Annotated in this window: 15 protein-coding genes and 2 tRNA genes; 14 read left to right on the forward strand and 3 right to left on the reverse strand. The window is 42.5% G+C overall.

The features are described from left to right. Window positions 1-220: 220 nt before the first annotated feature. The 11 genes from BSAG_RS08715 (at window position 221) to BSAG_RS08665 (ending at window position 17,896) form a co-directional block, all read left to right on the forward strand. Window positions 221-1,207 (forward strand): FecR family protein, encoded by a 987-nt coding sequence (locus tag BSAG_RS08715; RefSeq protein ID WP_004317500.1) that lies wholly within the window; start codon window positions 221-223, stop codon window positions 1,205-1,207. A gap of 162 nt (window positions 1,208-1,369) precedes the next feature. Next, a complete protein-coding gene (locus tag BSAG_RS08710) occupies window positions 1,370-4,585 on the forward strand; it encodes a SusC/RagA family TonB-linked outer membrane protein (protein WP_004317501.1) in 3,216 nt (1,071 codons plus the stop codon). 20 nt (window positions 4,586-4,605) lie between these two features. Continuing rightward, the gene (locus BSAG_RS08705; RefSeq protein WP_004317504.1) at window positions 4,606-6,084 is read left to right on the forward strand and encodes a RagB/SusD family nutrient uptake outer membrane protein; all 1,479 of its coding nucleotides are present in this window, start codon (window positions 4,606-4,608) and stop codon (window positions 6,082-6,084) included. A 23-nt stretch (window positions 6,085-6,107) separates the two neighbouring features. After that, entirely contained in the window at window positions 6,108-7,184 is a 1,077-nt protein-coding gene (locus tag BSAG_RS08700) for a cellulase family glycosylhydrolase (RefSeq protein WP_004317506.1), read from the forward strand. Window positions 7,185-7,220: 36 nt separating this feature from the next. Further along, window positions 7,221-9,098, forward strand: a complete 1,878-nt coding sequence (locus tag BSAG_RS08695; RefSeq protein WP_008997612.1) for a hypothetical protein — start codon at window positions 7,221-7,223, stop codon at window positions 9,096-9,098. 26 nt (window positions 9,099-9,124) lie between these two features. After that, window positions 9,125-11,014 (forward strand): hypothetical protein, encoded by a 1,890-nt coding sequence (locus BSAG_RS08690; RefSeq protein ID WP_008997613.1) that lies wholly within the window; start codon window positions 9,125-9,127, stop codon window positions 11,012-11,014. A gap of 39 nt (window positions 11,015-11,053) precedes the next feature. Beyond that, window positions 11,054-14,308 carry a DUF5107 domain-containing protein gene (locus tag BSAG_RS08685; protein ID WP_004317512.1) on the forward strand — a complete coding sequence of 1,085 codons (3,255 nt, stop codon included), beginning with the start codon at window positions 11,054-11,056 and terminating at the stop codon, window positions 14,306-14,308. A gap of 226 nt (window positions 14,309-14,534) precedes the next feature. Continuing rightward, complete coding sequence (locus BSAG_RS08680) at window positions 14,535-15,056, forward strand: RNA polymerase sigma-70 factor (protein WP_004317513.1); 522 nt, start codon at window positions 14,535-14,537, stop codon at window positions 15,054-15,056. Between the two features lie 29 nt (window positions 15,057-15,085). Further along, a complete protein-coding gene (locus BSAG_RS08675; protein WP_008770585.1) occupies window positions 15,086-16,225 on the forward strand; it encodes an aldose epimerase family protein in 1,140 nt (379 codons plus the stop codon). A 116-nt stretch (window positions 16,226-16,341) separates the two neighbouring features. Beyond that, window positions 16,342-17,145 (forward strand): inositol monophosphatase family protein, encoded by an 804-nt coding sequence (locus BSAG_RS08670; RefSeq protein WP_004317517.1) that lies wholly within the window; start codon window positions 16,342-16,344, stop codon window positions 17,143-17,145. 43 nt (window positions 17,146-17,188) lie between these two features. Next, window positions 17,189-17,896, forward strand: a complete 708-nt coding sequence (locus tag BSAG_RS08665) for a ComF family protein (protein ID WP_008016591.1) — start codon at window positions 17,189-17,191, stop codon at window positions 17,894-17,896. 718 nt (window positions 17,897-18,614) lie between these two features. On the opposite strand, the gene BSAG_RS08660 is transcribed toward BSAG_RS08665, so the two are convergent. Continuing rightward, window positions 18,615-18,688: transfer RNA gene (locus tag BSAG_RS08660), tRNA-Asn, on the reverse strand. Between the two features lie 28 nt (window positions 18,689-18,716). Next, window positions 18,717-18,790 (reverse strand) — tRNA-Asn (locus tag BSAG_RS08655). Window positions 18,791-18,867: 77 nt separating this feature from the next. Between BSAG_RS08655 and BSAG_RS08650 the strand changes: the two genes are divergently transcribed. Then, the gene (locus BSAG_RS08650) at window positions 18,868-19,857 is read left to right on the forward strand and encodes an adenosine kinase (RefSeq protein WP_004317522.1); all 990 of its coding nucleotides are present in this window, start codon (window positions 18,868-18,870) and stop codon (window positions 19,855-19,857) included. Window positions 19,858-19,903: 46 nt separating this feature from the next. Further along, window positions 19,904-21,592 carry a S41 family peptidase gene (locus tag BSAG_RS08645; protein ID WP_004317524.1) on the forward strand — a complete coding sequence of 563 codons (1,689 nt, stop codon included), beginning with the start codon at window positions 19,904-19,906 and terminating at the stop codon, window positions 21,590-21,592. Window positions 21,593-21,728: 136 nt separating this feature from the next. On the opposite strand, the gene BSAG_RS08640 is transcribed toward BSAG_RS08645, so the two are convergent. After that, window positions 21,729-22,919 carry a PAS domain-containing protein gene (locus BSAG_RS08640; RefSeq protein ID WP_004317526.1) on the reverse strand — a complete coding sequence of 397 codons (1,191 nt, stop codon included), beginning with the start codon at window positions 22,917-22,919 and terminating at the stop codon, window positions 21,729-21,731. Between the two features lie 183 nt (window positions 22,920-23,102). Between BSAG_RS08640 and ahcY the strand changes: the two genes are divergently transcribed. Beyond that, window positions 23,103-24,521, forward strand: coding sequence for an adenosylhomocysteinase (gene ahcY / locus BSAG_RS08635; protein WP_004317528.1), 1,419 nt, complete (start codon window positions 23,103-23,105; stop codon window positions 24,519-24,521). The last annotated feature ends 13 nt before the right edge of the window (window positions 24,522-24,534 follow it).

A 24,534-nucleotide genomic window follows, 5' to 3' on the forward strand; every position in this document is an offset into this window, starting at 1 on the left:
AAGTAGTCCGAAAAGCCTTGAGCTTACTAAAATCACCTTTACTACAAATATATCGTAGTAAGGGTGATTTTTCTTTTAGGGTAAAGTCATTGACTTATGCATTAAATGAGAAAAAATAGAGTTGTTTAGTGAGTGTTATGAAAAAAATGTCGAATGCTTTCAGGGTAATTCAAAAGTTACGGGTCTATTTAATAAAAGAGCTTATAAAACACATTAAAATATGGAAGACATTTATATTATCATATCTAAATATCTATTGAGAACAGCTTCTCCGCAGGAGGAGATGGAAATTATGGAATGGCGGAATGCTGATGCCGGGCACGAACAGGAATTTCAGGAACTGTGCGAGAGCTGGCAGATAGCTCATGCGGGAATACATCCGGTAATTCCTGATAAAGAACGTGTGTGGGAAAAGATAATGAGTAATCTGAATCTGGTGAAACCTGTGAAGATGTACACGCAGCGGTTGTTGTATCGGGCAGTGGGAATTGCTGCTATGCTGGCACTGGCGTTGGGTTTCTCGCTTTCTCTGCTGGTTTCGGAAAAGGAAGAAGTAGGATTAGTCTCATTTACAGCTCCTGTTGGCCAGAAAGCAGAAGTCAGTTTGCCGGATGGCACTAAAGTTTGGTTGAATTCTGGTTCTACTTTGACCTATTCTACGGATTATGCCAAAGATTGCCGTTCTGTAAAATTGAATGGACAGGCCTTTTTTGATGTGGTGCAAGACAGTAAGAGACAGTTTGATGTATCGGTAGGTGATGTAAAAGTGTTGGTTCATGGTACCGCATTCGATGTCAATGGATATGGAGACCATTCAGAATTGGAAGTTGTACTGCTTAGAGGGCACGTGACGGTTGTCTCGACTTTAACGGACAAGCTGTTGGCAGATATGAAACCCAATCAGAAAGTCATTATTCCTTTGCATGAAATGGAGAAGTGTAAATTGGAGGCTTGCGATGCTGAAGTAGAGTCCGTATGGCGATTGGGCAAGTTGAAAATTGAAAATGAGAACCTGCAGGAAATAGTTCAAAAAATGGAACGATGGTATGGCATCAAAATTCAATTGCATGATGTACCGGAAAATAAACGTTATTGGATGACAATTAAAACAGAATCTTTGCGAGAGATGCTTGAGATCATTAATCGGGTGACTCCGATTACATACACTATTAACGGAGAGGAGGTGAGCATAACCGGAAGAAAGTAATCGAAGAATAAAAAAGGACGCAGAAGAGTGCCATCTTCCACGTCCGAAGAGCAAAACCTGCGTATGTATGCTATCCGTCAGACGGATGGCACAGGTATCGCCTTGCTTTATGCAGACAAAGGTAATAATTAATTCCTTTATTTAACCTTAAATGAGTTTACAATGTTGAAGCTAAAACAAATATTATGTAGCATTCTTGTTTTGGGCAGCCTGCTTTCCAGCCCTTCGCTATGGGCGCAGAAAGAGACTAAAGTCAATATCGCTGCCAGGCAGATTTCTTTAAAAAATCTGATACAAGCTGTTGAAAAACAGACAGATTATACTTTTGTGTTCGATAATTCTATCCCTCTGTCACGTATTGTTTCCCTGAAAGGAGGTTCTCAATATCTTTCGGATGTGCTGAAACAGGCCTTTGATAAAAGTGACATTGCGTATGAAATAGTAGGCAAACAGATTGTTTTACAAAAGGTGCAGACGAAGACCAACCGGACGATTTCGGGTGTGGTGAAAGATGAGCAGGGAGAAGCGGTCATCGGAGCGAGCGTATTGGTAAAAGGTACCACCAACGGTACGGTTACCGATTTTAACGGAAAGTTTGAGTTGCAGAATGTACCAGAAAGTGCCACTATTGATGTGACGTTTATAGGTTACGCCCCACAGAGCAAAAAGGTGGTGGCCGGAGTACGTTCAATGAATTTCGTTCTTGAAGAAGATACAGAGACATTGGATGAAGTAGTAGTGGTAGGTTACGGCGTACAACGCAAACGGGACCTTTCCGGTTCGATAGCTTCCGTCAAAGGCGATATCATTACTGAATATGCAAATACTTCTGTTGCGTCAGCATTACAGGGACGCGTGTCAGGCGTACAGATTCAGCAAACTAATGGCCAGCCGGGAGCCGGAATACAAGTGAGGGTACGTGGTTCCAATTCTATTCGGGGTGACAATGAACCGCTTTGGATTATCAACGGATTTCCGGGTGACATTAATATGATTAATACGGCCGATATCGAATCTGTTGAAGTGATGAAAGATGCTTCCGCAACTGCTATCTATGGCTCGCGCGGTGCCAATGGTGTCATCTTGATTACGACGAAGCAAGCTAAAGAGGGGAAGATTACGGTGGAATACAATGCCAGCTTCGGTGTGCAGAGTCTGGCTAAAGAACTTGAGCTACTCGATGCTTGGGAATATATGAGCTATCTGAATGAAAAAGCAGCGATTAATAATCAGCCGACGATATATACCGATGAAGAGATTAAATCTACTCGGCATAGTACCAACTGGCAGCGTGAACTGTTTCGTAATGCACTTGTTACCGACCACTCTGTGAATGTCTCTGGTGGTACGGAAAAAGTTCAGGGAACGTTAGGCGCCAGCTATTTCGATCAGCAAGGTATCGTGAAGGAAAGTGGCTATAAACGTATGTCTATCCGTTCGAGCCTGAATTATCATATATCAAAATATGTCACCGTGTCGAGCAACTTGATTTTCAGCCGCTCCAATCATAATCAGATGAATTCGCAGGGAGGTAGCCGGGGAACGTCTGTTATCGGTTCTACACTGATTCTGCCGCCAACAGCGACACCTCATTATGACGACGGAACCTGGAATGACTTCCAAACACAACCGATTGCACCGGTAAATCCGTTGGCTTATGTGAAAGAAGTGGATAATAAATGGTACGCCAACCGGATTATGGCAAATGCTTCATTGACAATAAAACCGATAGACGGGCTTTCAATTCAGTTGTCTGCCAACGTTAACAATAACCAGAACCGCAAAGATTATTACAAGTCATTGCAATACCCTAATTCACAAGGAGCTGCCTCTATTACATTTGGAGAGACAGTCGGTATCACAAGTAATAATATCATAACCTATAATAAGAGTTTTCTAAAAAAACACCATTTGAGTGTGATGGGCGGTTTTACTTACGAACAGAGTACATCGAAAACTGCGGGAACGGGTACGGCCGAAGGCTTCTTGAGTGATGTGACCGAAACCTATGACATGGATGCAGCTACCGTTAAGGGGCTGCCGACATCTTCTTATTCAGATTGGCGCTTGTTCTCATTTCTGGGACGTGTCAACTATAATTATGCTGATCGCTATCTGTTGACTGCCAGTCTTCGTGCTGACGGTTCCTCACGTTATAGTAAAGGAAATAAATGGGGATACTTCCCTTCAGCGGCAGCGGCCTGGCGTCTTTCGCAAGAGTCTTTTTTGCGTGATGTAGAGTGGCTTTCGGATCTAAAGTTCCGTTTGAGTTACGGGGTGACCGGTAGTACTGCCATCTCACCGTATTCTACGCAGAACACATTGAGGACGGAAAATGTAGTATTCGATAAGAATACAACAGTGGCGTATGTTCCGTCAGATACCTACACCGGTGATTTGAAGTGGGAAACCACCTCACAGTTTAATGTGGGGGTTGATCTGTCCCTGTTTAATAATCGGCTCCGCATGACTGCAGATTACTATCGGAAGAAAACGACTGATTTGCTGAACAATGTAGAGATGCCTCGTTCAAGTGGATACACCACTGCTTTGCGTAACATCGGTTCCATCCGTAACTCGGGGTTTGAGTTGCAACTCGACGGGCGGATTATTGATCGTGCTGTGAAATGGGATTTGGGTGTCAACTTCTCGCTCAATCGCAGCAAAGTGTTAGTTCTTTCGGAAGATAAGGATATTTTCGGTGGCGAATTGGATAACACCATTCTGAAAGACCAGCTCAATCTGATGCGTGTGGGTGAGCCAATGTATGTTTTCTACGGATATGTTGAAGATGGATATGATGAGAACGGTCATATTGTATATAAGAATATGGATGACGATCCTGCCATCACAGCAGCAGACAAGACCATCATCGGTGATCCTAATCCTGATTTTCTGGTCAATCTGACTACAGCAGTCAGTTATAAAGGGTTTACGCTAAGCGCTTTCTTCCAGAGTTCAATAGGTAATGATATATATTCGCTTAGTATGGCTGCACAAGCTTATGATTATGGATATAACGGGAATACGTTGCGCGAGGTGTACTACAATCACTGGACCCCCGAGAATCCTACCGCAAAATATCCCAATCTCGACCAGACTTCCTATAAAATGTCCGATCGGTTTGTCTATGACGGCAGCTTCGTCAGACTGAAAAACCTCGAATTGGCCTACGATGTACCTTGTGCCCGTAGCAAATTCATCAAGCGCGCCCGTGTCTATGTGAGTGCCCAAAACCTGTTTACTATTACGAGCTACCCTTTCTGGGATCCGGATATAAATGCCAATGGTGGCGGAAGCTCGATGATTCAGGGGGTAGATTCGTATTGTTATCCTAGTGCCCGTACTTATACGATTGGATGCCGACTCACTTTCTAACATATAAAAACTGATGTCTTATGAAAAAATTATTGATATATATTGCCGCTTTTGCTATGATCCTGGCAATGAACACATCCTGTGAAGATATGGGCTCTTTGGAAGAACATCCGAAGAAAGTGGATGCAACGACTTTTATGGCGAATGCCAAAGAAGTGGAGAGTGTTATCAATTCCATCTATTTCCAACTCCGTCGTGATCCGGGATTCAGCCGTTATCTGATTGTTCTGGAAGAAGGATTGGCGGATTATTGCATTGGAAGAGGTAACTATGCCACAGCTTATGATACCGGGCTTACCAGTGGTGGGGTGGGCTTCTCCAAAGATAGCTGGGCGGTGTTGTATCGTGCCATTCGTTTTGCCAATAATATTCTTGACGGTATAGGTAATACTCCACTCTCGCAACAGGAGTATAACAACCTTACCGGGGAAACACGTTTTCTACGTGCATTCGCCTATTCATGGCTGGCACGAAATTGGGGCGCCGTTCCTTTTTTTGATGAACAGAACATGAATGACTTTAATAAACCCCGTACTCCGGAAGCTGATATCTGGAAGTTTGTGATTGATGAGGCCGATTATGCTGCATCCAATCTGCCGGAAGTGGCTAAATCTGCCGGACGTCCTTCGCGTTATGCCGCATTGGCATTGAAAACAGAAGCTTGTCTTTATGCCGGTCGCTATGAAGAGGCGGCTGAAGCAGCCGGTTTAATTATTTCATCCAAACGATATTCTCTGGTTGAGGTTGGCAAAGCGGATGATTTCCTCGACCTTTACGGTCATACGGCTAATGCCACTTCTGAAGAAATTTTCTATATAAAGTTCAACCGCGATAGTGGATCGACCATCGCCTATATGTATCTCTGCAAGCCCAATCCTTTCGTGAATATGGGAGCTGTAGGAATTTATACCGATTATCAGAAGAATAAATTTATTCAGAATTGGGACCAGAATGATTTACGCTATCAGTTCGGATTGTATAAACAAACGCAGAATGGAACACTTAATGCACTGACTAAAACGGGTATGATTTGCTCGAAATTCAGAGACTCGGAATGGACAGGGAGTAGTACAACCCCCAATGACAATCCGGTATATCGTTATGCTGATATTCTGCTTTATTATGCAGAAGCTGTTTGTCGCTGGAAAGGAGCTCCTACCGATGATGCCATGGAAAAATTGAATATGGTGCGGCGACGTGCTTACGGACAGAAACCGACACAAGCATCTTCTTCAGACTATAAACTGGCTGATTATGCAAGTAAAGATGCTTTTCTTGCACTGGTGTTGCAGGAGCGTGGCTACGAAACGATTTTTGAAGGTAAACGCTACAATGACCTGAAACGTTGTGGAAAGCTTGCAGAAGCAGCTTTGGCTGCTGGACGTATTTCGGCTTTATCCGAAGTGGGAGATGCAGCTTACTGGTGGCCTATCCCTACCGATGAATTTAATTATAATATGGCATTGGATCAGACAAAAGACCAGAATCCTGGGTATTAACAACTTAATTAATTTGATTTCTTATGAATAGATTGAATATACTGATTGTAACAATTCTCTTTTTATTGACAACAACCGGCTGCGCCCAACAGGCTGAAAGATGGTCGACCGAAAAAGCAAACGCATGGTACGCATCTCAAAAATGGCCGGTGGGTATCAACTACGTTACTGCTACGGCAATCAATCAGTTTGAGATGTGGCAAGAGGAGACTTTTGATCCGAAAACCATGGAGTTGGAGTTGGGACGTGCCGGGGAACTCGGATTCAATACGGTACGCATATTCCTGCATGATATGGTGTGGGAAGCGGATCCGGCAGGGTTTAAACAACGACTGGATACATTTCTGGGTATCTGTCAGAAACATGGTATGCGTGCCATCGTCACTTTCTTTACGAATGGCGGGCGTTTTGAGAGTCCGAAACTCGGTGTACAACCGGCTTCTGTACAGGGTGTTCATAACTCTCAATGGATACAGAGTCCCGGAGCGCCATCCGTCAATGATCCGTCAACGTATCCGCGTCTGGAACGTTACGTGAAAGATGTGATGACTACCTTTAAAGCAGATGATCGTATTTTATTGTGGTGTTTATATAACGAACCGGAAAACTTCAAGCAGAAAGCACACAGCATGCCATTGTTGCGCGAAGTGTTCCGTTGGGCGCGTGAGGTGAATCCCTCGCAACCGCTGTCGTCTCCGATATGGATTTATCCCGGAGGACATGGCACACGCAGTAATTTGCCGATTATCAGTTTTCTGGGTGAGAATTGTGACGTTATGACCTTTCACTGTTATTACGGACCTGAAGAAATGGAAAAATTCATCGCTTTCATGAAGCAGTTTGATCGTCCGGTTATCTGTCAGGAGTATATGGGACGTCCTCGTTCAACTTTTGAAGAAATAATGCCGATTCTTAAACGTGAAAAGGTAGGTGCCATCAGTTGGGGATTGACAGCAGGAAAGTGTAATTTCCATTTACAGTGGTCGAGCAAGGCCGGAGATCCGGAACCTGAAATTTGGTTTCATGATATATTCCGTCTGGATGGTACACCTTATAGTCAACAAGAAATTGATTTTATAAAAAGTATGACTTCAAACTGATAGATAACGGATTGAATAAATAAAAGAATGAATATGATGAAAAAGTTAAAAACTCATAGATACCTTTTGGTAACAGTGATGGGGCTTCTCGTTGCTTGTACATCTTATACCTCAACGGATGAGTGGCCCAATCCGCGTCCTAATTCAAATCCTGACCCTGAACCGGTCACTGGAGAGATTACCTCTATTCAGTCACTCAATAAAAGTGAAAATGTAGCAGTGAACTCTCATGCGGATGAATGGGGGAATAGTTCTCTCGAATTAGACTATCGCCGGTTGCTGACTTTGGAAAGTCCGGCACTGTCGGCTGTGAATGCTCTTTATCCCCGTATCAAGAAATTAGGTGATGGGACCTATTTGCTATTATACCAGCAGGGACCACAGGCTTGGAATGTCTATTATGCTTTAAGTACTAATCTGATTACATGGCAGAATGCATCCAGTCCTCTGTTTCAGAGCGAAAGTGCCCGGCAAACTTCCGGTGCCAGTGATACACGCTGTTTCTCATCATGTGATGCAGTCGTTCTGGCAAATAAGGATATTTTGGCATTCGCTTCCTTTCGCTTGAATCAGGGATACAGGGTCGATCCGCAGAGTAATGGCATTATGATGAGGCGTTCTTCCGATAATGGACGTACCTGGTCGACTGCCCAGATTATTTATCAGGGAACGACTTGGGAACCTTATGCATTACAACTTCGTTCGGGTGAAATACAGGTCTATTTTACGGATAGCGAGCCTCTCACAGCCGATTCGGGGACTGCCATGCTGCGCTCTATGGATAATGGGCGGACATGGACGGTCGTTGGAAAGGTGATCCGTCAAAAGACCGGACTGGCTATAGATGGTTCGGGCAAACAAATTTATTCGGATCAGATGCCTTCTGCCCGCGAATTAAATAATTCGACGAAGATTGCAGTAGCTACAGAAACACGTTTCAGAGATGAAGGCGACGTTTATCATATTTCAATGGCGTGGAGCTCCGACAACTGGGCTTCGGCTCCATTGACCGGAGATGAAGTAGGGCCTTCGGACCGTAAACTCAATTTTGTGCAGAAGGCTGCAGCACCTTATCTGGTACAATTCCCCTCGGGAGAGACTGTCTTGTCGTACAATGCTTCTTCTCTCTTTACCATGCAGGTGGGTAACGCAGAGGCTTCCCAATGGGGAGAAACGTATCAGCCATTCAGTGGAAAAGGATATTGGGGAGCAACGGAAATTATTGATCCGCATACTCTTGTAGCTGCCATGCCTGCTACTTTTGTCAATAGCGAGAATAAAGATGCTGCCCGTATTCAGATTGGACAGTTTGTTCTGAATCATCGGATTAATGCCTCCGGAATGACACCGGTGATAGACGCCGACAACTCGGATTGGAGTGCAGTCAGTGATGCGCTATTTATCGGAAGTGTGTCCACTACACAAGCCGTGTTCCGCTTTGCTTATGATGCAGAAAATGTATATTGTCTGGTGGAACGTCTTGATAAAGACTTGACTACAGACGACAGCATGGAATTGATTTTTCAGGGTGGAGATGCTACCGGAACTCCTCTTAAAATCTCTCTTATTCCGGATGCAGTTCAATATACCATTAAATGCAGTCATTCTTCAGTAACTTGTAAGGGTGCAGTTCACGGAACTTTTGGTGATACGGCAGCCGATAAGGGATATGTAGTCGAAATGGCTATTCCACGGACTTTACTTCGGGTGGTGGCCGATCGTTTGATGTTTAATGCTACCTTATACGATCAGAATGGTAGTGATACCTTCACTGGACTGACTGCTACGAATTATGAGAAATGGTTACCAATCGTTTTGAAAGCTGCTACGGATCCTGAACCTCTCCCGGGGGAAGGAGATACCGGTACCGGACCGTCCTGGAATAATGGCGATACGGAAGGTACATGGAAATAATGATAACATTTTAAATTTGCGAGACCATGAAAAAAAATAAAATCCTGATTCTTCTGGTAATTGGTTTATCATTGGGTAGTTGTGTGCAAACTGATGACGAGGCGTTTTCTCCGGAACCGGCCGTAAAAGGAGGAGAAAAATCCATTACGGCCATTTGTGCTGTTACTGCCACAACACGCACGTCGCTTAATGCATCCATGAATGTGGTTTGGACCCAAAATGATGAGATACGGCTGTTTGGCACTTCAACACCGAATGGAGCTGTTTATACTACTACTGCCAGTAGTGTTCGTACCGCTGTTTTTGACCCGGTGGACACTTCTGTAGATGATGCCATCCGATATGCTGTTTATCCGGCGTCGGCTGCGTCAGGCAGCCAACTTGAAGGTACGACACTTGCTGTTGACTTTTCGGCACTTGCCGGACAGAAATGGATGGGTGCATTTAATGCCGATAGTGAAATATCATCTTTGCCGATGGCGGCAGCCTCTGATGGTGAAGCCTTCTCTTTTAAGAATCTGTGTGGTGGAGTACGGATACAACTGACTGATTATCAGTTAATGGGAATTAACGTTAAGTCTGTAGCTGTACGCGGTAATGACGGAGAACAGGTGTCGGGTATAGCTGATGTTAATGTAGCGGATGGAATCGTATCACTTCGGAAGTCTTCCACTCCTTCTGCTGCGGCTACTGCATTGGTTACTTGTGATACAAGCGTACCTCTTTCTGCAGATAATAATCCATCGGCTCATACAGACTTTGTTTTATTTCTTCCTGCGGTAAATTATACCAAAGGGTTGACTTTCGTCATAACGGATGCTGCCGGACGGATTTACGAACAAGCGACTCCGGGTGCTTTCACTATTGAAGCCGGAGTTGTCAAACCGATGGAATTATTGCCGGTGACATTGTATTATGGTAAGGCAAACTGTTATCGTACGGCATCTGCAGGAACACTTGAAATAGATGTTACACCTTATTATTCATTGGCAGGAGATTATACTTATGAAAATCGTCCGAGGGTGAATATCAATGGGGAATTAGTAGATAAGGCTGTGTCTGCAACTGTTTTGTGGACACAAACGAATTCGTCTTCATCGGGAGATGTTCTTTCTGCTGTCCCTGCATTGGAGGGAACTACTTTAAAAGTTCCTGTAAGCGGCGTGAAAGGAAATGCCCTTGTGGCTATTCGAGATGCATCGGGCAAGAACGTATGGTCTTTTCATATTTGGGTGACTGAAGCATCGGATCTTACCTATATTAATGAGGAACGGGGAACATTCAAAATGATGGATCGTAATTTGGGTGCAACTTCTGTTACTCCTAAAGATCAGAATGCTTATGGTGCGTGGTATCAGTGGGGGCGTAAAGATCCGTTCCCGCGTCCGCTTGATATTGTCCGTTCGAGTGCGACGACTGTGAGTGATAAGGAATTAACTGCCAATGCAACCACTTCTGCCGAAGTAGGAACTGTGAGTTATACTATCTCCAATCCTGATACAAGAATCTTTTCTGCGAATGACTGGCATAATGAATGGCGGAATAACGGACTGTGGGGAAATTCAGACGGTTTGACTAAGAATGTAAAGACAGTGTATGACCCCTGTCCGGAAGGTTATTGTGTGCCCGATCAGAATTGCTATCAGGGATTTATCTTTACTTCAAAAACAGAATGTGATAATAATTACGGGCATCTGTTTGTGATTGATGGTTCGCAAACTTCTTACTTCCCGACAGGAGGCTATCTGGATAGGGGAGCTAATAAAATTGCTTATCAGGAATATCGGGGGTATCAATGGACTAGTAATCCGGGGACAACAGGAGCTTATTACTTCTATTATAATAATGCAAATCTTAATTTTACAGGTCTGGACCGTGCTTCGGCAGCATCTGTCCGTTGTGTCAGGATAGAGTAAAATGAAAGATATTTTTTAATCATAATAATACATGCATTCATGAAATATTTCAATATTTTATTTCTGATTTTGTTTCTTACTACAAGCGCGAAAGCGCAATCGGTCAAGGTGTCTGTAAGTAAAGTCAGTATTCCGACATACACAGAACCCGAACGTGAAGAACTGCCGATGTTTGCTGAAAACCGGGTACACCAACGCTCGAGTGGCAATCCTTATCCTAATAAAATCGTTCTGAAAGTGAATCGGGAACAAAAAGTGGATAAGGAATATACACTAATCAAATTGGAGAATGAATATTTGGAACTTCAAATATTGCCGGAAATTGGTGGTAAGATATATGCTGCCAAAGATAAAACGAATGGATATGATTTTTTCTATAAGAACCATGTCATAAAACCTGCTCTTATCGGTGCATTGGGGTCATGGATTTCCGGTGGACTGGAGTTTAACTGGCCTTTTCATCATCGGGCTTCGTCTTTTATGCCTACTGATTATGAGATAGAAAAACTGCCGGGCGGAGGAGTGATTGTTTGGGTTTCGGAACATGATCCGACAGACCGGATGAAAGGCATGGTTGGTATTGTGCTTAATCCTGGTGAGTCTATCTTTGAAACGAGAGTCAAGTTGTCGAATATCACACCATTAAGACATTCGTTTTTATGGTGGGAGAATGTGGCGGTACCTTCGAATAAGAATTATGAGATATTCTTTCCGCACGATGTAAGCCATGTGTTTTTCCATTACAAACGTTCGGTTACCACTTATCCGGTTGCAACAAATGCGGCGGGGATATTTAATGGTATTCGTTATGACGGTGCAGTTGATATAAGCAAACATAAGAATACGATTCAGCCTACCTCTTATTTTAGTGCGGCATCACAGTATGATTTCTTTGGCGGTTATGATACGGGCAGGAAATGCGGGGTTGTACACATCGGAGATCATCATGTGTCACCCGGTAAGAAAATGTTCACATGGGCTTACAATCAGTTGTCCCAGTCTTGGGAAAATGCTCTCACAGATACAGATGGAGCCTATTGTGAGTTAATGGCAGGCAGTTATTCTGACAATCAGCCGGACTTTACATGGCTTGAACCGATGGAGACTAAAACCTTCTCGCAATATTGGTTCCCGATCGGAGAAATCGGGGTTCCGGATTTTGCGAACACGACAGGAGCTATATACGTCAAGGATACGATTAAAGTGCAACTGAACAAGACTCGTAATGTGAAGATTACGGTCAAAGGTGATAATCAGATTTTGTATTCAGGAAAAGCTACGGTTAAAGCCAGAGAAGAATATATGCTACCTGCGGATGTAAGAATGAAGTTGGGATATTCAATAGATGTCACCGCTAATGACGGAACTGTTTTAATGTCTTATACAGTGAAGAAACACGATACTTTTAATATTCCTCATACAACACAGGATATGCCGAATATCAAAAAGGTTGAAAGTCCGCATTTGTTGTATCTTGAAGGTTTGCATGTGGACCAATACCGTGATCCTGCCACTAAAGGAGAGAGCTATTATAAAGAAGCTCTTGAACGTGATCCGAATTTTGCTCCTGCATTGATCGCTTTAGGAGAAGCAAAATTACGCAATGCTTTTTACAGTGAGGCTTTGGAATATCTTTTGAGGGCGGAAAAAGTGTTGACACGGTTCAATACGCGTCTTGAAAATGGGAAACTGTACTATTTGTTAGGGCATGTTTATTTAGCGCTCGATGAGCAGGAGAAATCCTATGATTATTTCCGGAAAGCGGCATGGAGCAGTGCTTATGTTTCTTCAGCCATGACTTATGCGGCTATGCTTGACATACGTAAGCTGGAGTATGACAAGGCTGTTCAACATCTTACTACTGCCATTACTTATCATAAAGATAATGCTGTAGCCAATGCGTTGATGATATATGCTTCTTATTTGCAGGGAGATAAAAAAGCATCGGAACGTCAATATTTGTCTGTAGAAGCGAATGATAAACTTAATCATTTGGCACGTTATTTCGGTGTGTTGACCGGTAAAGTTAGTGCCCGGGATTTTATGGAAAAGATACGGACGGATAAGAATCAGGTATGTCTCGATCTTATAGAAACTTTGCTTGTCGCTAATCTGCAGAAAGAGGCTGTTTCCCTGATAGAGATGTTGCAAACACACGAACCTCTGATTTTTAGTCTGTCTGCCATATATGCAGATATAAAAGGCGGTTCTCCGAATGATTCGGCAACGGAGGGGATTGCTTTCCCAAGTCGGCGAATTGAAATGAACAGTTTGTCTCATTGGGCAAAACAGGGAAGTCGGAAGGCGCAGTTGCTGTTGGGATGTGCCCTTTACGCCAAAGGACATTATGAGAAGGCAGTCGCTCTTTGGGAAGGCTTGTCCGGTACTGATTATCGTGCTGCACGAAATCTGGCTGTCGCTTACTATTCACACATGGATCGTAAAAATGAAGTGTTACCCTTATTGAAGCAGGCATTATCCTTGAAGCCGAATGACGAACAGTTGATTTTTGAAACGGTCTATGTAATGGGTAAGTTAGGAGTTGCTCCTATTGAACGTATTTCTTTCCTGAATAATCATAAGTCTGTAATTAGCCGCGATGATATTATGCTTGAATGGGCACGAGCTTATAACATGGCAGGACAGGAGGATAAGGCAATAGAACTTCTTAGGGGACGTAACTTTGTCCCGGCTGAAGGTGGAGAACATGCCGTAGCAGAACAGTATATGTTTGCTTATTTCCTGAAAGGGCGTAGATTAATGAAAGAAAATAAAATGCAAGAAGCGGTTGATTGTTTTAAGGCTGCGCAAACTCTGCCTCAAAATCTGGGAGCAGGTTTGTGGAATATCGTTAGATTGGTTCCATTTAAATATTATGAAGCAATCTGTTTGAAATCTTTGGGGCAGGAAGACAAGGCCAATGAGAATTTTGATTTTATAACGGGTATTGAGGTAGATTATTTTAGTAATATGAACTTACCGGAATTGCCATTTTATCAGGCACTTTGTTATCGTGAAACCGGTATGCCTTTCAAGGGGGATATGCTCATCAATTATAAACTGCAAGATTGGAAAGAAGGCATGAAGACTGTTGATGCGGGTTATTTTGCCACTACTCCTTTCTTTATAAGTTTCTGCGATCGTGCCGTACAGCAAAGGAGTGCTTATTATAGTTATTTACTAGCGCTGGCTTATCGCTACACCGGTGATACGAAGCTGGCACAGAAATATATTGAGCAGGCAGCGGTGAGTGATCCTTATGCTCTGAATATTTTTGCAGAAAGACAATTCTGAACGATCTTGTAAAGCTCATTTGGACGCGGATTCATACAGATTTATATTTAGAAAGAATCTGTATGATCCGCTTCATTATCAGCATCTTTGTTTAGTGCAATTAATGTAATTTCGGTTTTAGTATTAGAAAGTGTTTTGAAGGTATGGTTCTCTTTACGAAAATATATTCCGAAAGAAGATTATTTTTTGTAGATTTGTGAGACTGATAAACACAATTCCGGGAACGATGGATATTCAAGCCTTTCGAAATTATTACGATACATACTATGAACAACTTTGTTGTTTTCTCAACTTCTATACGCATGATGTAGCAGTCATAGAAGATATTATTCAGGAGGTGTTTCTCAAACTATGGGAGAATAAAGATTGTATTGAAATAACCTATATAAAAACCTATCTTTTCCGGGCTGCCAAAAATCGGGTATTAAACTATCTTCGTGATGAGGAAAACAGGCATCAGTTGTTAGAGAATTGGTTTAACCAGCAACTGGAAGAAAGGAAATATAAAGATTGTTTTGACATTGATGCCTTGACAAAAGTGGTGAATCGGGCAATTGAACAGCTTCCGGAGAGATGTAGGGAGATATTTTCCTTGAGCCGGAAGGAGGGACTTTCTTATAGGCAGATTGCCGAACGTCTCGGGATTTCTGTAAAAACAGTAGAGACACAAATAAGCATTGCGCTCAAACGAATAAGAGAGATCTTATCTTCTTCTGCATTTGCATTTTTGTGGCTGTTTATTCGATAAAATATTTATTCTTTACTATTGAATGTCAGATGAATAGATTTTTTGCTTGTTTGTATTTAGCCGTACTTGTTAGTGCTTGTGCGGAATGTGAGGTCATTCCTGGAGTGAAAACAGCATTTTATGGTGTTACTCAAGGTGGTGATACCGTTACTCAATATATCCTGACTAATGCTTCAGGAGCTCAATTCAAGGTCATTGACTATGGGTGTCGTGTGACAAATATTATGGTGCCGGACCGGGAAGGAAAAATGGCAGATGTAGTGCTTGGATATGAAAACCTAAAGGATTATGAGACTGGAGCCGAGCGGTTTTTCGGGGCTTTATTAGGACGTTATGCTAACCGTATTGCCGGTGGGGATTTTATGATTGATTCTGTTCGGTATCAACTTTCGTGCAATGAATCTCCAAACGGACATCCCGGGCATTTGCACGGCGGTGTGAAGGGATTTGATCGTGTCATGTGGAAAGCGATGCCGGTCAATTGTTCTGATACGCTTGGCATTGTTTTTACTCGTTGCAGTCTTGACGGAGAGGAGGGATATCCTGGTAATTTGGACTGTAAAGTCACTTATTACTGGACTCCGGACAATACTTGGCGTATAGAATATGAGGCAGTTACCGATCAGCCGACTATCGTTAATATGTCGCAACATTGCTATTTTAACCTTCAGGGTTATGACGGAGGTTCGGTTTTAAATCATATCGTACAAATTAATGCGGATTCAGTTACGGTAAATACTCCGTGGTATGTGCCGTTTTCGGTTGAATCAGTAGTGGGAGGACCTTTAGATTTTCGCACTCCTCATAGCTTTGCAGAACGTGTCACCTCTCCTAATGAGCACATGAAACTTATGGGTGGTTATTCGGCTAACTGGATACTTCGTGATTATAACGGAGATTTGCGTTATGCTGCAACTGTCACGGAACCTCAAAGTGGCCGTCAATTAGAAACTTACACTACAGAGCCCGGCTTGTTGATCTATACTGGTATCGGGCTTTCAGAAAAGATTGTGGCCAAAGGTGGCCCACAACAGAAATATGGTGGTCTGATATTGGAAACCATCCATCATCCGGACACGCCACATCATCCTGAATTTCCATCCTGTGTGTTGCGTCCTCATGAGAAATATTATTCCGTTACGGAATATAGATTTACTGTGCAAAAGTAATTCAATAGAGTATACCTTGGAATTACCTATCTTTTTCCGGGAAAACTCTTATTTCTATCAAAAAAAGTAATAATTTTGGCATTGATTTGCGGATTGCCTAAATTATGAAAGATAGAATGTTAGATTTAAAACAACTTACAGCTGATGTATGCCGGATTGCTACAGAAGTTGGATCTTTTTTGAAAGAAGAACGAAAGAACTTCCGTCGTGAACGTGTGGTGGAAAAACATGCACACGATTATGTGTCTTATGTGGATAAAGAATCTGAAGTGCGTGTGGTGAAAGCCCTTACTGCTTTACTGCCTGAAGCGGGATTCATAACAGAAGAAGGCTCTGCCACTTATCAAGATGAACCCTACTGTTGGGTGATTGACCCCTTGGATGGAACCACGAATTATATTCATGATGAGGCTCCTTATTGTGTGTCCATCGCTTTACGTAGCCGTACCGAACTTCTTTTAGGTGTCGTTTATGAAGTTTGCCGGGATGAATGTTTCTATGCCTGGAAAGGCGGAAAAGCGTTTATGAATGGCGAAGAAATTCATGTGTCGAACGTTGAGGACATCAAAGATGCATTTGTCATTACAGAATTACCTTATAATCATCTGCAATATAAACAGACTGCTCTTCATCTGATCGATCAGCTTTATGGGGTAGTGGGAGGCATTCGCATGAATGGCTCGGCTGCTGCCGCAATCTGCTATGTGGCTATTGGACGTTTTGATGCATGGATGGAAGCATTTCTCGGAAAATGGGATTATTCTGCAGCGGCACTGATTGTTCAGGAGGCGGGAGGAAAGGTGACTGACTTTTATGGTGAGGATCATTTCATAGAAGGACATCATATTATTGCAACGAATGGAAATCTTCATCCTGTCTTTCAGAAACTCCTGTTAGAAGTTCCTCCATTGAATATGTAGTTGCAATATGTAGGTGCTATTGCAACTTTAAATTTCTATTATTATGAAACACACACTTCTTATCAAAGACTGGCTTAGTTCCTTCTTATCTTTGCTATTTCCCCGTTGCTGCGTTGTTTGCGGCCGACCGTTAGCAAAGGGTGAAGAATGTATCTGTACAGTATGTAATATCAATCTACCCCGTACTAATTATCATCTTCGAAAAGATAATCCGGTAGAACGGCTTTTCTGGGGACAAATCCCTTTGGAACGGGCTACTTCTTTTTTCTTTTATGAGAAAGGAAGTGACTTCCGCTTGATTCTTCATCGGTTGAAATATGGTGGACAAAAGGAAATAGGCGCAATTATGGGGCGATACATGGCTGCCGAGCTTTTATCTTCCAATTTTTTTCAGGGAATTGATGTGATAATCCCCATACCGCTTCATAAGAAAAAACAGCAAATCCGTGGTTATAATCAGAGTGAGTGGATTGCCCGTGGTATTGCTGCTGTAACAGGAATACCCATCGATACAGAATCTATATTACGTAAGAAAAATACGGAAACGCAAACGCGCAAATCTGTATTTGAACGTCGGGATAATGTGGAAGGTATCTTCGAGCTTCAGCATCCCGAAACACTTGCAGGTAAACACATATTGATAGTTGACGATGTGTTGACTACCGGCTCTACTACTCTGGCATGTGCTTCCTGCCTAGTAGATATGGAGGAAATACGGATTAGTATATTGACGTTGGCAATGGTGGAATAAATATGTATATCAGTACCCTAATTCACTATGGGTATTCAACGAAAATGAAAATAATCTGTGTGAATCTGTGTAATCCGTGGTGAACTCTAAATTAGCATTTAGCTTGTTTCGGTACGGAAATAACCCAAAATACTATCGCTGACAATAACTCGTCAATATGCAGCTTTTATCTCTTTCTCTTGCTTATATTATTTTTTCAATTGCCTAACGAATTATCGTTTGACAGTTGTTGAACGAACGCTTGACAGATGTTGAACTATCGCTTAACAATTGTCAAACGAAAACTCCTTAGGCAATGAAATAACTATTAATAGGTAAAGGATCGCTTAAAAATAACTAATAAAATCATTAGTGGTAATTGATTCCAAACGGTGCGGAAATGAGGTAAACTCATACAATTATAATTCAAAAAAAACTTCCGTAAACATTCTCAACTATACTTATCCCTATGAGAAAAAATACTCATAGGGATGAGAAGAAATACTCACTGTAATGAGAACTTTTTCTCATTGCAGTGAGAATATACCCTTGTTAGAATAGGCTGAAACAGCGCATTACTGTACGGGAATGAATCTATTTTAAGAATGTGATTGCCCTGAATCAAATCTCCCAAGTTTTCGAACTGATCTATCCATCCCAGGATTCCGTCATGCTCCGAAAAACATTGGATCCGAAAAATAGAAAAAGAGATAAATCTTCTGATTTACCTCTTTTTTTGCTCTTCCTCTTGGACTTGAACCAAGGACCCTCTGATTAACAGTCAGATGCTCTAACCGACTGAGCTAAGGAAGAATGTTTGCAATCAAGATTTTCAACTTTGCTCTTCCTCTTGGACTTGAACCAAGGACCCTCTGATTAACAGTCAGATGCTCTAACCGACTGAGCTAAGGAAGAATGTTTTTCTCAATTGCGATGCAAAAGTACTAGGTTTTTTTGAAATATGCAATATCTTTGCAAAAAAAATATTAGGAATGGACAAAATAATAGGATTGGGCAACGCCCTGGTAGACGTACTCGCAACCCTGAAAGATGATACTCTTTTGGATGAAATGGGTTTACCCAAAGGAAGCATGCAGCTCATCGATGACGCTAAGTTACAGCAGATTAACACAAAATTTTCACAGATGAAAACCCACTTGGCAACAGGCGGATCGGCAGGAAATGCCATCCTCGGACTGGCTTGTTTGGGGGCTGGAACAGGATTTATCGGAAAAGTGGGAAATGATAATTATGGAGAATTTTTTCGTGAAAATCTGCAGAAAAATAAGATTGAAGACAAATTATTGAACTCGGACCGACTACCTTCCGGTGTGGCATCCACTTTTATTTCACCGGATGGAGAGCGCACTTTCGGAACCTATCTGGGAGCAGCCGCTTCTTTGAGAGCGGAAGAACTGACGCTGGATATGTTTAAAGGTTACGCGTACCTATTTATAGAAGGCTACCTCGTTCAGGATCATGAAATGATTCTTCATGCCATTGAACTGGCTAAGGAAGCAGGTTTGCAGATTTGTCTGGATATGGCTAGTTATAATATTGTGGCCAATGATCTGGAGTTCTTCTCTTTATTAATAAACAAATATGTCGACATCGTCTTTGCAAACGAAGAAGAAGCGAAAGCCTTTACCGGCAAGGAGCCGGAGGAAGCTTTGGGAGTGATTGCCAAGAAATGCAGTATTGCTATTGTAAAAGTCGGAGCAAGCGGTTCTTATATCCGCAAAGGAACAGAGGAAATAAAGGTTTCGGCCATTCCGGTTCAGAAAGTGGTGGATACTACCGGTGCTGGTGACTATTTCGCTTCCGGATTCTTATATGGATTGACCTGTGGATACTCGTTGGATAAATGTGCAAAAATAGGTTCTATTCTCTCGGGAAATGTTATTCAGGTAATCGGAACAACGATGCCACAGGAACGCTGGGATGAAATTAAGTTAAATATTAACAGGATTCTGGCAGAATAACAAAGGATTAAGCTACTTTTACGACTCATTTAGATTAAAAAGAGGTATGAAAAAATTGCTGAACAGGCGAATAGCTATTGTTGCAGTAGCGGTGATAGCCACAGTTGCTTTCTTTAGTTTCAAGAGCGGAGACGACCGTAATTTCCAGATTGCAAAGAATCTGGATATATTTAACGCGATTGTGAAAGAACTGGATATGTTCTATGTAGATACCATCGATCCGAATAAAACGATTCGGGAAGGGATCGATAATATGCTTTACACCTTGGACCCTTATACGGAATATTATCCGGAAGAAGATCAGAGTGAGTTGGAACAGATGATTAAAGGATCATTCGGTGGTATAGGTTCTTACATTGCTTATAATACGAAACTAAAGCGTTCGATGATTTCTGAACCTTTTGAGGGAACACCTGCTGCAAAAGCCGGACTGAAAGCGGGAGATATCCTGATGGAGATTGACGGAAAAGACCTTGCCGGTAAGAATAATGCGGAAGTCAGCCAGATGTTGCGTGGGCAGGCAGGGACCAGTTTTAAGTTGAAGATTGAGCGTCCGAATGTGAAAGGCGGACGTACGCCGATGGAGTTCACAATTGTGCGTGAGTCTATTCAGAATCCGGCAATACCTTATACTGCCGTATTGGATAACAATATAGGTTACATCGGCCTTAGTACTTTTTCCGGCAATCCTTCCAAAGAATTTAAGAAAGCGTTTCTGGATTTGAAGAAACAGGGAGCTACTTCATTGGTGATAGACCTTCGTAGTAATGGCGGCGGACTGTTGGATGAAGCAGTAGAAATTGCGAATTATTTCTTGCCGCGTGGAAAAGTGATTGTGACGACCAAAGGAAAAATCAAACAGGCCAGTAACACTTATAAAACGTTGCGCGAACCGTTGGATTTGGATATTCCGATTGCCGTACTGGTAAATAGCGGAACGGCTTCTGCTTCTGAAATCTTATCAGGTTCTTTGCAGGATCTCGACCGTGCTGTGATCGTTGGTAACCGTACTTTTGGAAAAGGGCTGGTACAGGTTCCCCGTTCTTTGCCTTATGGCGGAACGATGAAAGTGACTACCTCCAAATATTATATTCCGAGCGGCCGTTGCGTGCAGGCTATTGATTACAAACATCGCAATGAAGACGGAAGTGTCGGCACTATTCCCGACAGTTTAACTAAGGTATTCTATACGGCTGCCGGACGTGAAGTCCGTGATGGAGGTGGTGTAATGCCGGATATTACGATCAAACAAGAGAAATTACCGAATATCCTTTTCTATTTGGTACGTGATAATCTAATCTTCGATTATGCAACGCAGTATTGTTTGAAACATCCCACTATCGTTGCTCCGGAGAAGTTTGAGGTGACAGATGCTGATTATAATGATTTTAAAGCATTGGTGAAGAAAGCCGACTTCAAGTATGACCAACAGAGTGAGAAGATTCTGAAAACGTTGAAAGAAGCTGCCGAGTTTGAAGGATATATGGATGACGCTTCAGAGGAATTCAAAGTGCTAGAGAAGAAGTTGAACCATAATCTCGACCGTGACTTGGATTATTTCTCTACCGACATAAAGAAAATGATTGCTACTGAAATTATCAAACGTTACTATTATCAACGGGGTAATATCATCCAGCAGTTGAAGGATGATGACGGTTTGAAGGAAGCGATGAAAATACTGAATGATCCGGTGAAATACAAAGAAATGCTTAGTGCCCCGGTTGCTAAGAAATAAAGAAATATTTTTCAAATATAGATAATACAGAAAACGCGGCTTTGTCATCGACAGGCCGCGTTTTCTGTATCTAATTGTAAATAGTCATATAAGTGTCATCCTCGGATACAGGTATTTGTAACCTCGACTGACACATTTATTGGCGAATCAAAGGGAGAGTGAAATAGAACCTGCTTCCCTGCCCCTCCTGGGAGCGCAGCCAGATACGTCCTCCCATTTTTTCTACTAACATTCTGCAAAGAGTCAGCCCCAATCCGGTTCCCTGAACAAAATCGTTGACCTTTCCAAAGCGGCGGAAAATAGTGGCAACTCTTTCTGCCGGAATACCGATGCCGCTATCTTTCACGTAGAACTCTACAAAATCCTCTTTTTCCCGATACCCGAAATGGATTTCTCCTTTGGGGGTAAACTTTGTGGCGTTACTAAGTAAGTTACTTATAATTTGTATAATACGATTCCAGTCACCGGAGGCATACATGTCCGCATCTACATCATCTAAAATAAGTTTGACTCCGTTTTGCGTCTTATGGCAAAACTGTTGCTTCAGTTGCAGACAGATATCTGTTAACTTGATCGGACGGATGTTGAATTTTAAAGAGTCGGCCTCCAGTGAGGACAGATCCAGAATATCGTTGAATAGATTCAGTAACATTTCCGAATTTCGTTCGATGATTTCCGCATATTGATTCTTCTCTTCCGTAGATGTTGCGAAAGTGATTAGTTTGGAGAATCCGACAATCGCATTGAGCGGAGTGCGTATTTCATGGCTCATGTTTGCAAGAAAAGCAGATTTCAGCCGATCCGACTCTTCTGCCTTGACTCTGGCGGCCTTCAACTCTTTCTGTTGTTGCGCGTTCGTCTGTTCTGCTTCCCATTGTTGGGATATATCACGGCACATACACAACAGATATTTATTATCCAACGGAAAGATGCGGTTTTCGTAGTGATGTAAAACACCGTCCAACATCAGGTCATGTCTGGCTGTGGAACTTTCTCCCGTGAGGATCACTTTATCCATATTCTTGCGGACACTCTCATAAGCTTCTTCCGGCAGAATATCTTTTACGTTAGTGGTGGTGATATTACTGGCATTGATACCTTCTACGTGGTTGGTTGCCGGCGAAGAAGCAAGCTCTATAATATTGGCATCATGGTCGAAGACGGTGAGCATATCGGGGAGGGCATCCAATATCCGGGTGCTGTATTTATCGCGAAAACGCTCTTGGGAAGGAGGCGAAAGATGGGAGGAAAGAAAATCTATCTTCTCTTCTAATTGTTCGATTATTTTTAAAAGTTCCTCCTTCGTTTTGCCCTCGTAATGTCTCATAGAAGATTTATTGTTATTCATTAGAATATTGTAGAATTTGTTTTATCTGTTGCAAATATAAGACAATATTCCGAGACGCGGATTGTCTCCCAAGTTATTATAATATAAAAAAAACGGATAGCTTTTGCCCTACTAATCAGAATGTTCTATCTTTGCATTCATTATATATAAATGATTTACAATATGTCTACAGAATTATTCTCTACTCTGCCCTATAAGGTGGCAGATATTACGCTTGCTGATTTCGGACGCAAGGAAATCGATTTGGCAGAAAAAGAAATGCCCGGCCTGATGGCTCTTCGCGAAAAGTATGGAGAATCCAAACCGTTAAAAGGTGCCCGCATTATGGGATCGTTGCACATGACCATTCAGACGGCTGTGCTGATTGAAACGTTAGTGGCTTTAGGAGCTGAAGTACGTTGGTGCTCTTGTAATATATATTCAACGCAGGATCATGCGGCGGCTGCAATTGCTGCTACGGGTGTGCCTGTGTTTGCATGGAAGGGGGAGACTCTTGCTGATTATTGGTGGTGTACATTGCAAGCATTGAGCTTTGCAGGTGGTAAAGGACCGAATGTGATTGTAGATGATGGCGGTGACGCTACGATGATGATTCACGTAGGTTATGATGCAGAGAATAATGCTGCCGTATTGGATAAAGAAGTACATGCAGAGGACGAAATAGAACTGAATGCAATCTTGAAGAAAGTGTTGGCGGAAGACAGTACTCGCTGGCATCGTGTAGCGGAAGAAATGCGTGGCGTGTCTGAAGAAACTACGACAGGCGTACACCGTTTGTATCAGATGCAGGAAGAAGGCAAACTGTTGTTCCCGGCATTCAATGTGAATGATTCGGTCACAAAATCTAAGTTTGACAACCTGTATGGCTGCCGCGAATCGCTGGCTGATGGTATCAAGCGTGCAACGGATGTAATGATTGCCGGAAAAGTGGTGGTAGTATGTGGTTATGGTGATGTGGGTAAGGGCTGTTCTCATTCTATGCGTTCTTACGGAGCGCGGGTACTCGTGACGGAAGTAGACCCGATCTGTGCATTGCAGGCTGCCATGGAAGGCTTTGAAGTGGTGACTATGGAAGAAGCTTGCATGGAAGGCAATATTTTTGTGACTACCACAGGTAATATCGATATTATCCGTATCGACCACATGGAGAAAATGAAAGATCAGTCTATCGTTTGCAACATTGGTCATTTCGATAATGAAATTCAGGTGGATGCCTTGAAACATTATCCGGGTATCAAATGTGTGAACATCAAACCACAAGTAGACCGTTATTATTTCCCGGATGGCCACAGCATCATTTTGCTTGCTGACGGTCGTTTGGTAAATTTGGGATGTGCAACCGGTCATCCGTCATTTGTGATGAGTAATTCATTTACCAATCAGACATTGGCACAGATGGAACTGTTTAACAAGAAATATGATATCAATGTATATCGCTTGCCGAAGCATCTGGACGAAGAAGTTGCCCGCCTGCATCTTGAAAAGATCGGCGTGAAATTGACTAAGTTGACTCCTGAACAGGCTGCCTATATTGGTGTGTCAGTGGACGGACCTTATAAAGCAGATCATTATAGATACTAATTTGATTTACGAT

The organism is Bacteroides sp. D1, assembly GCF_000157095.2.
Lineage (GTDB): Bacteria > Bacteroidota > Bacteroidia > Bacteroidales > Bacteroidaceae > Bacteroides > Bacteroides xylanisolvens.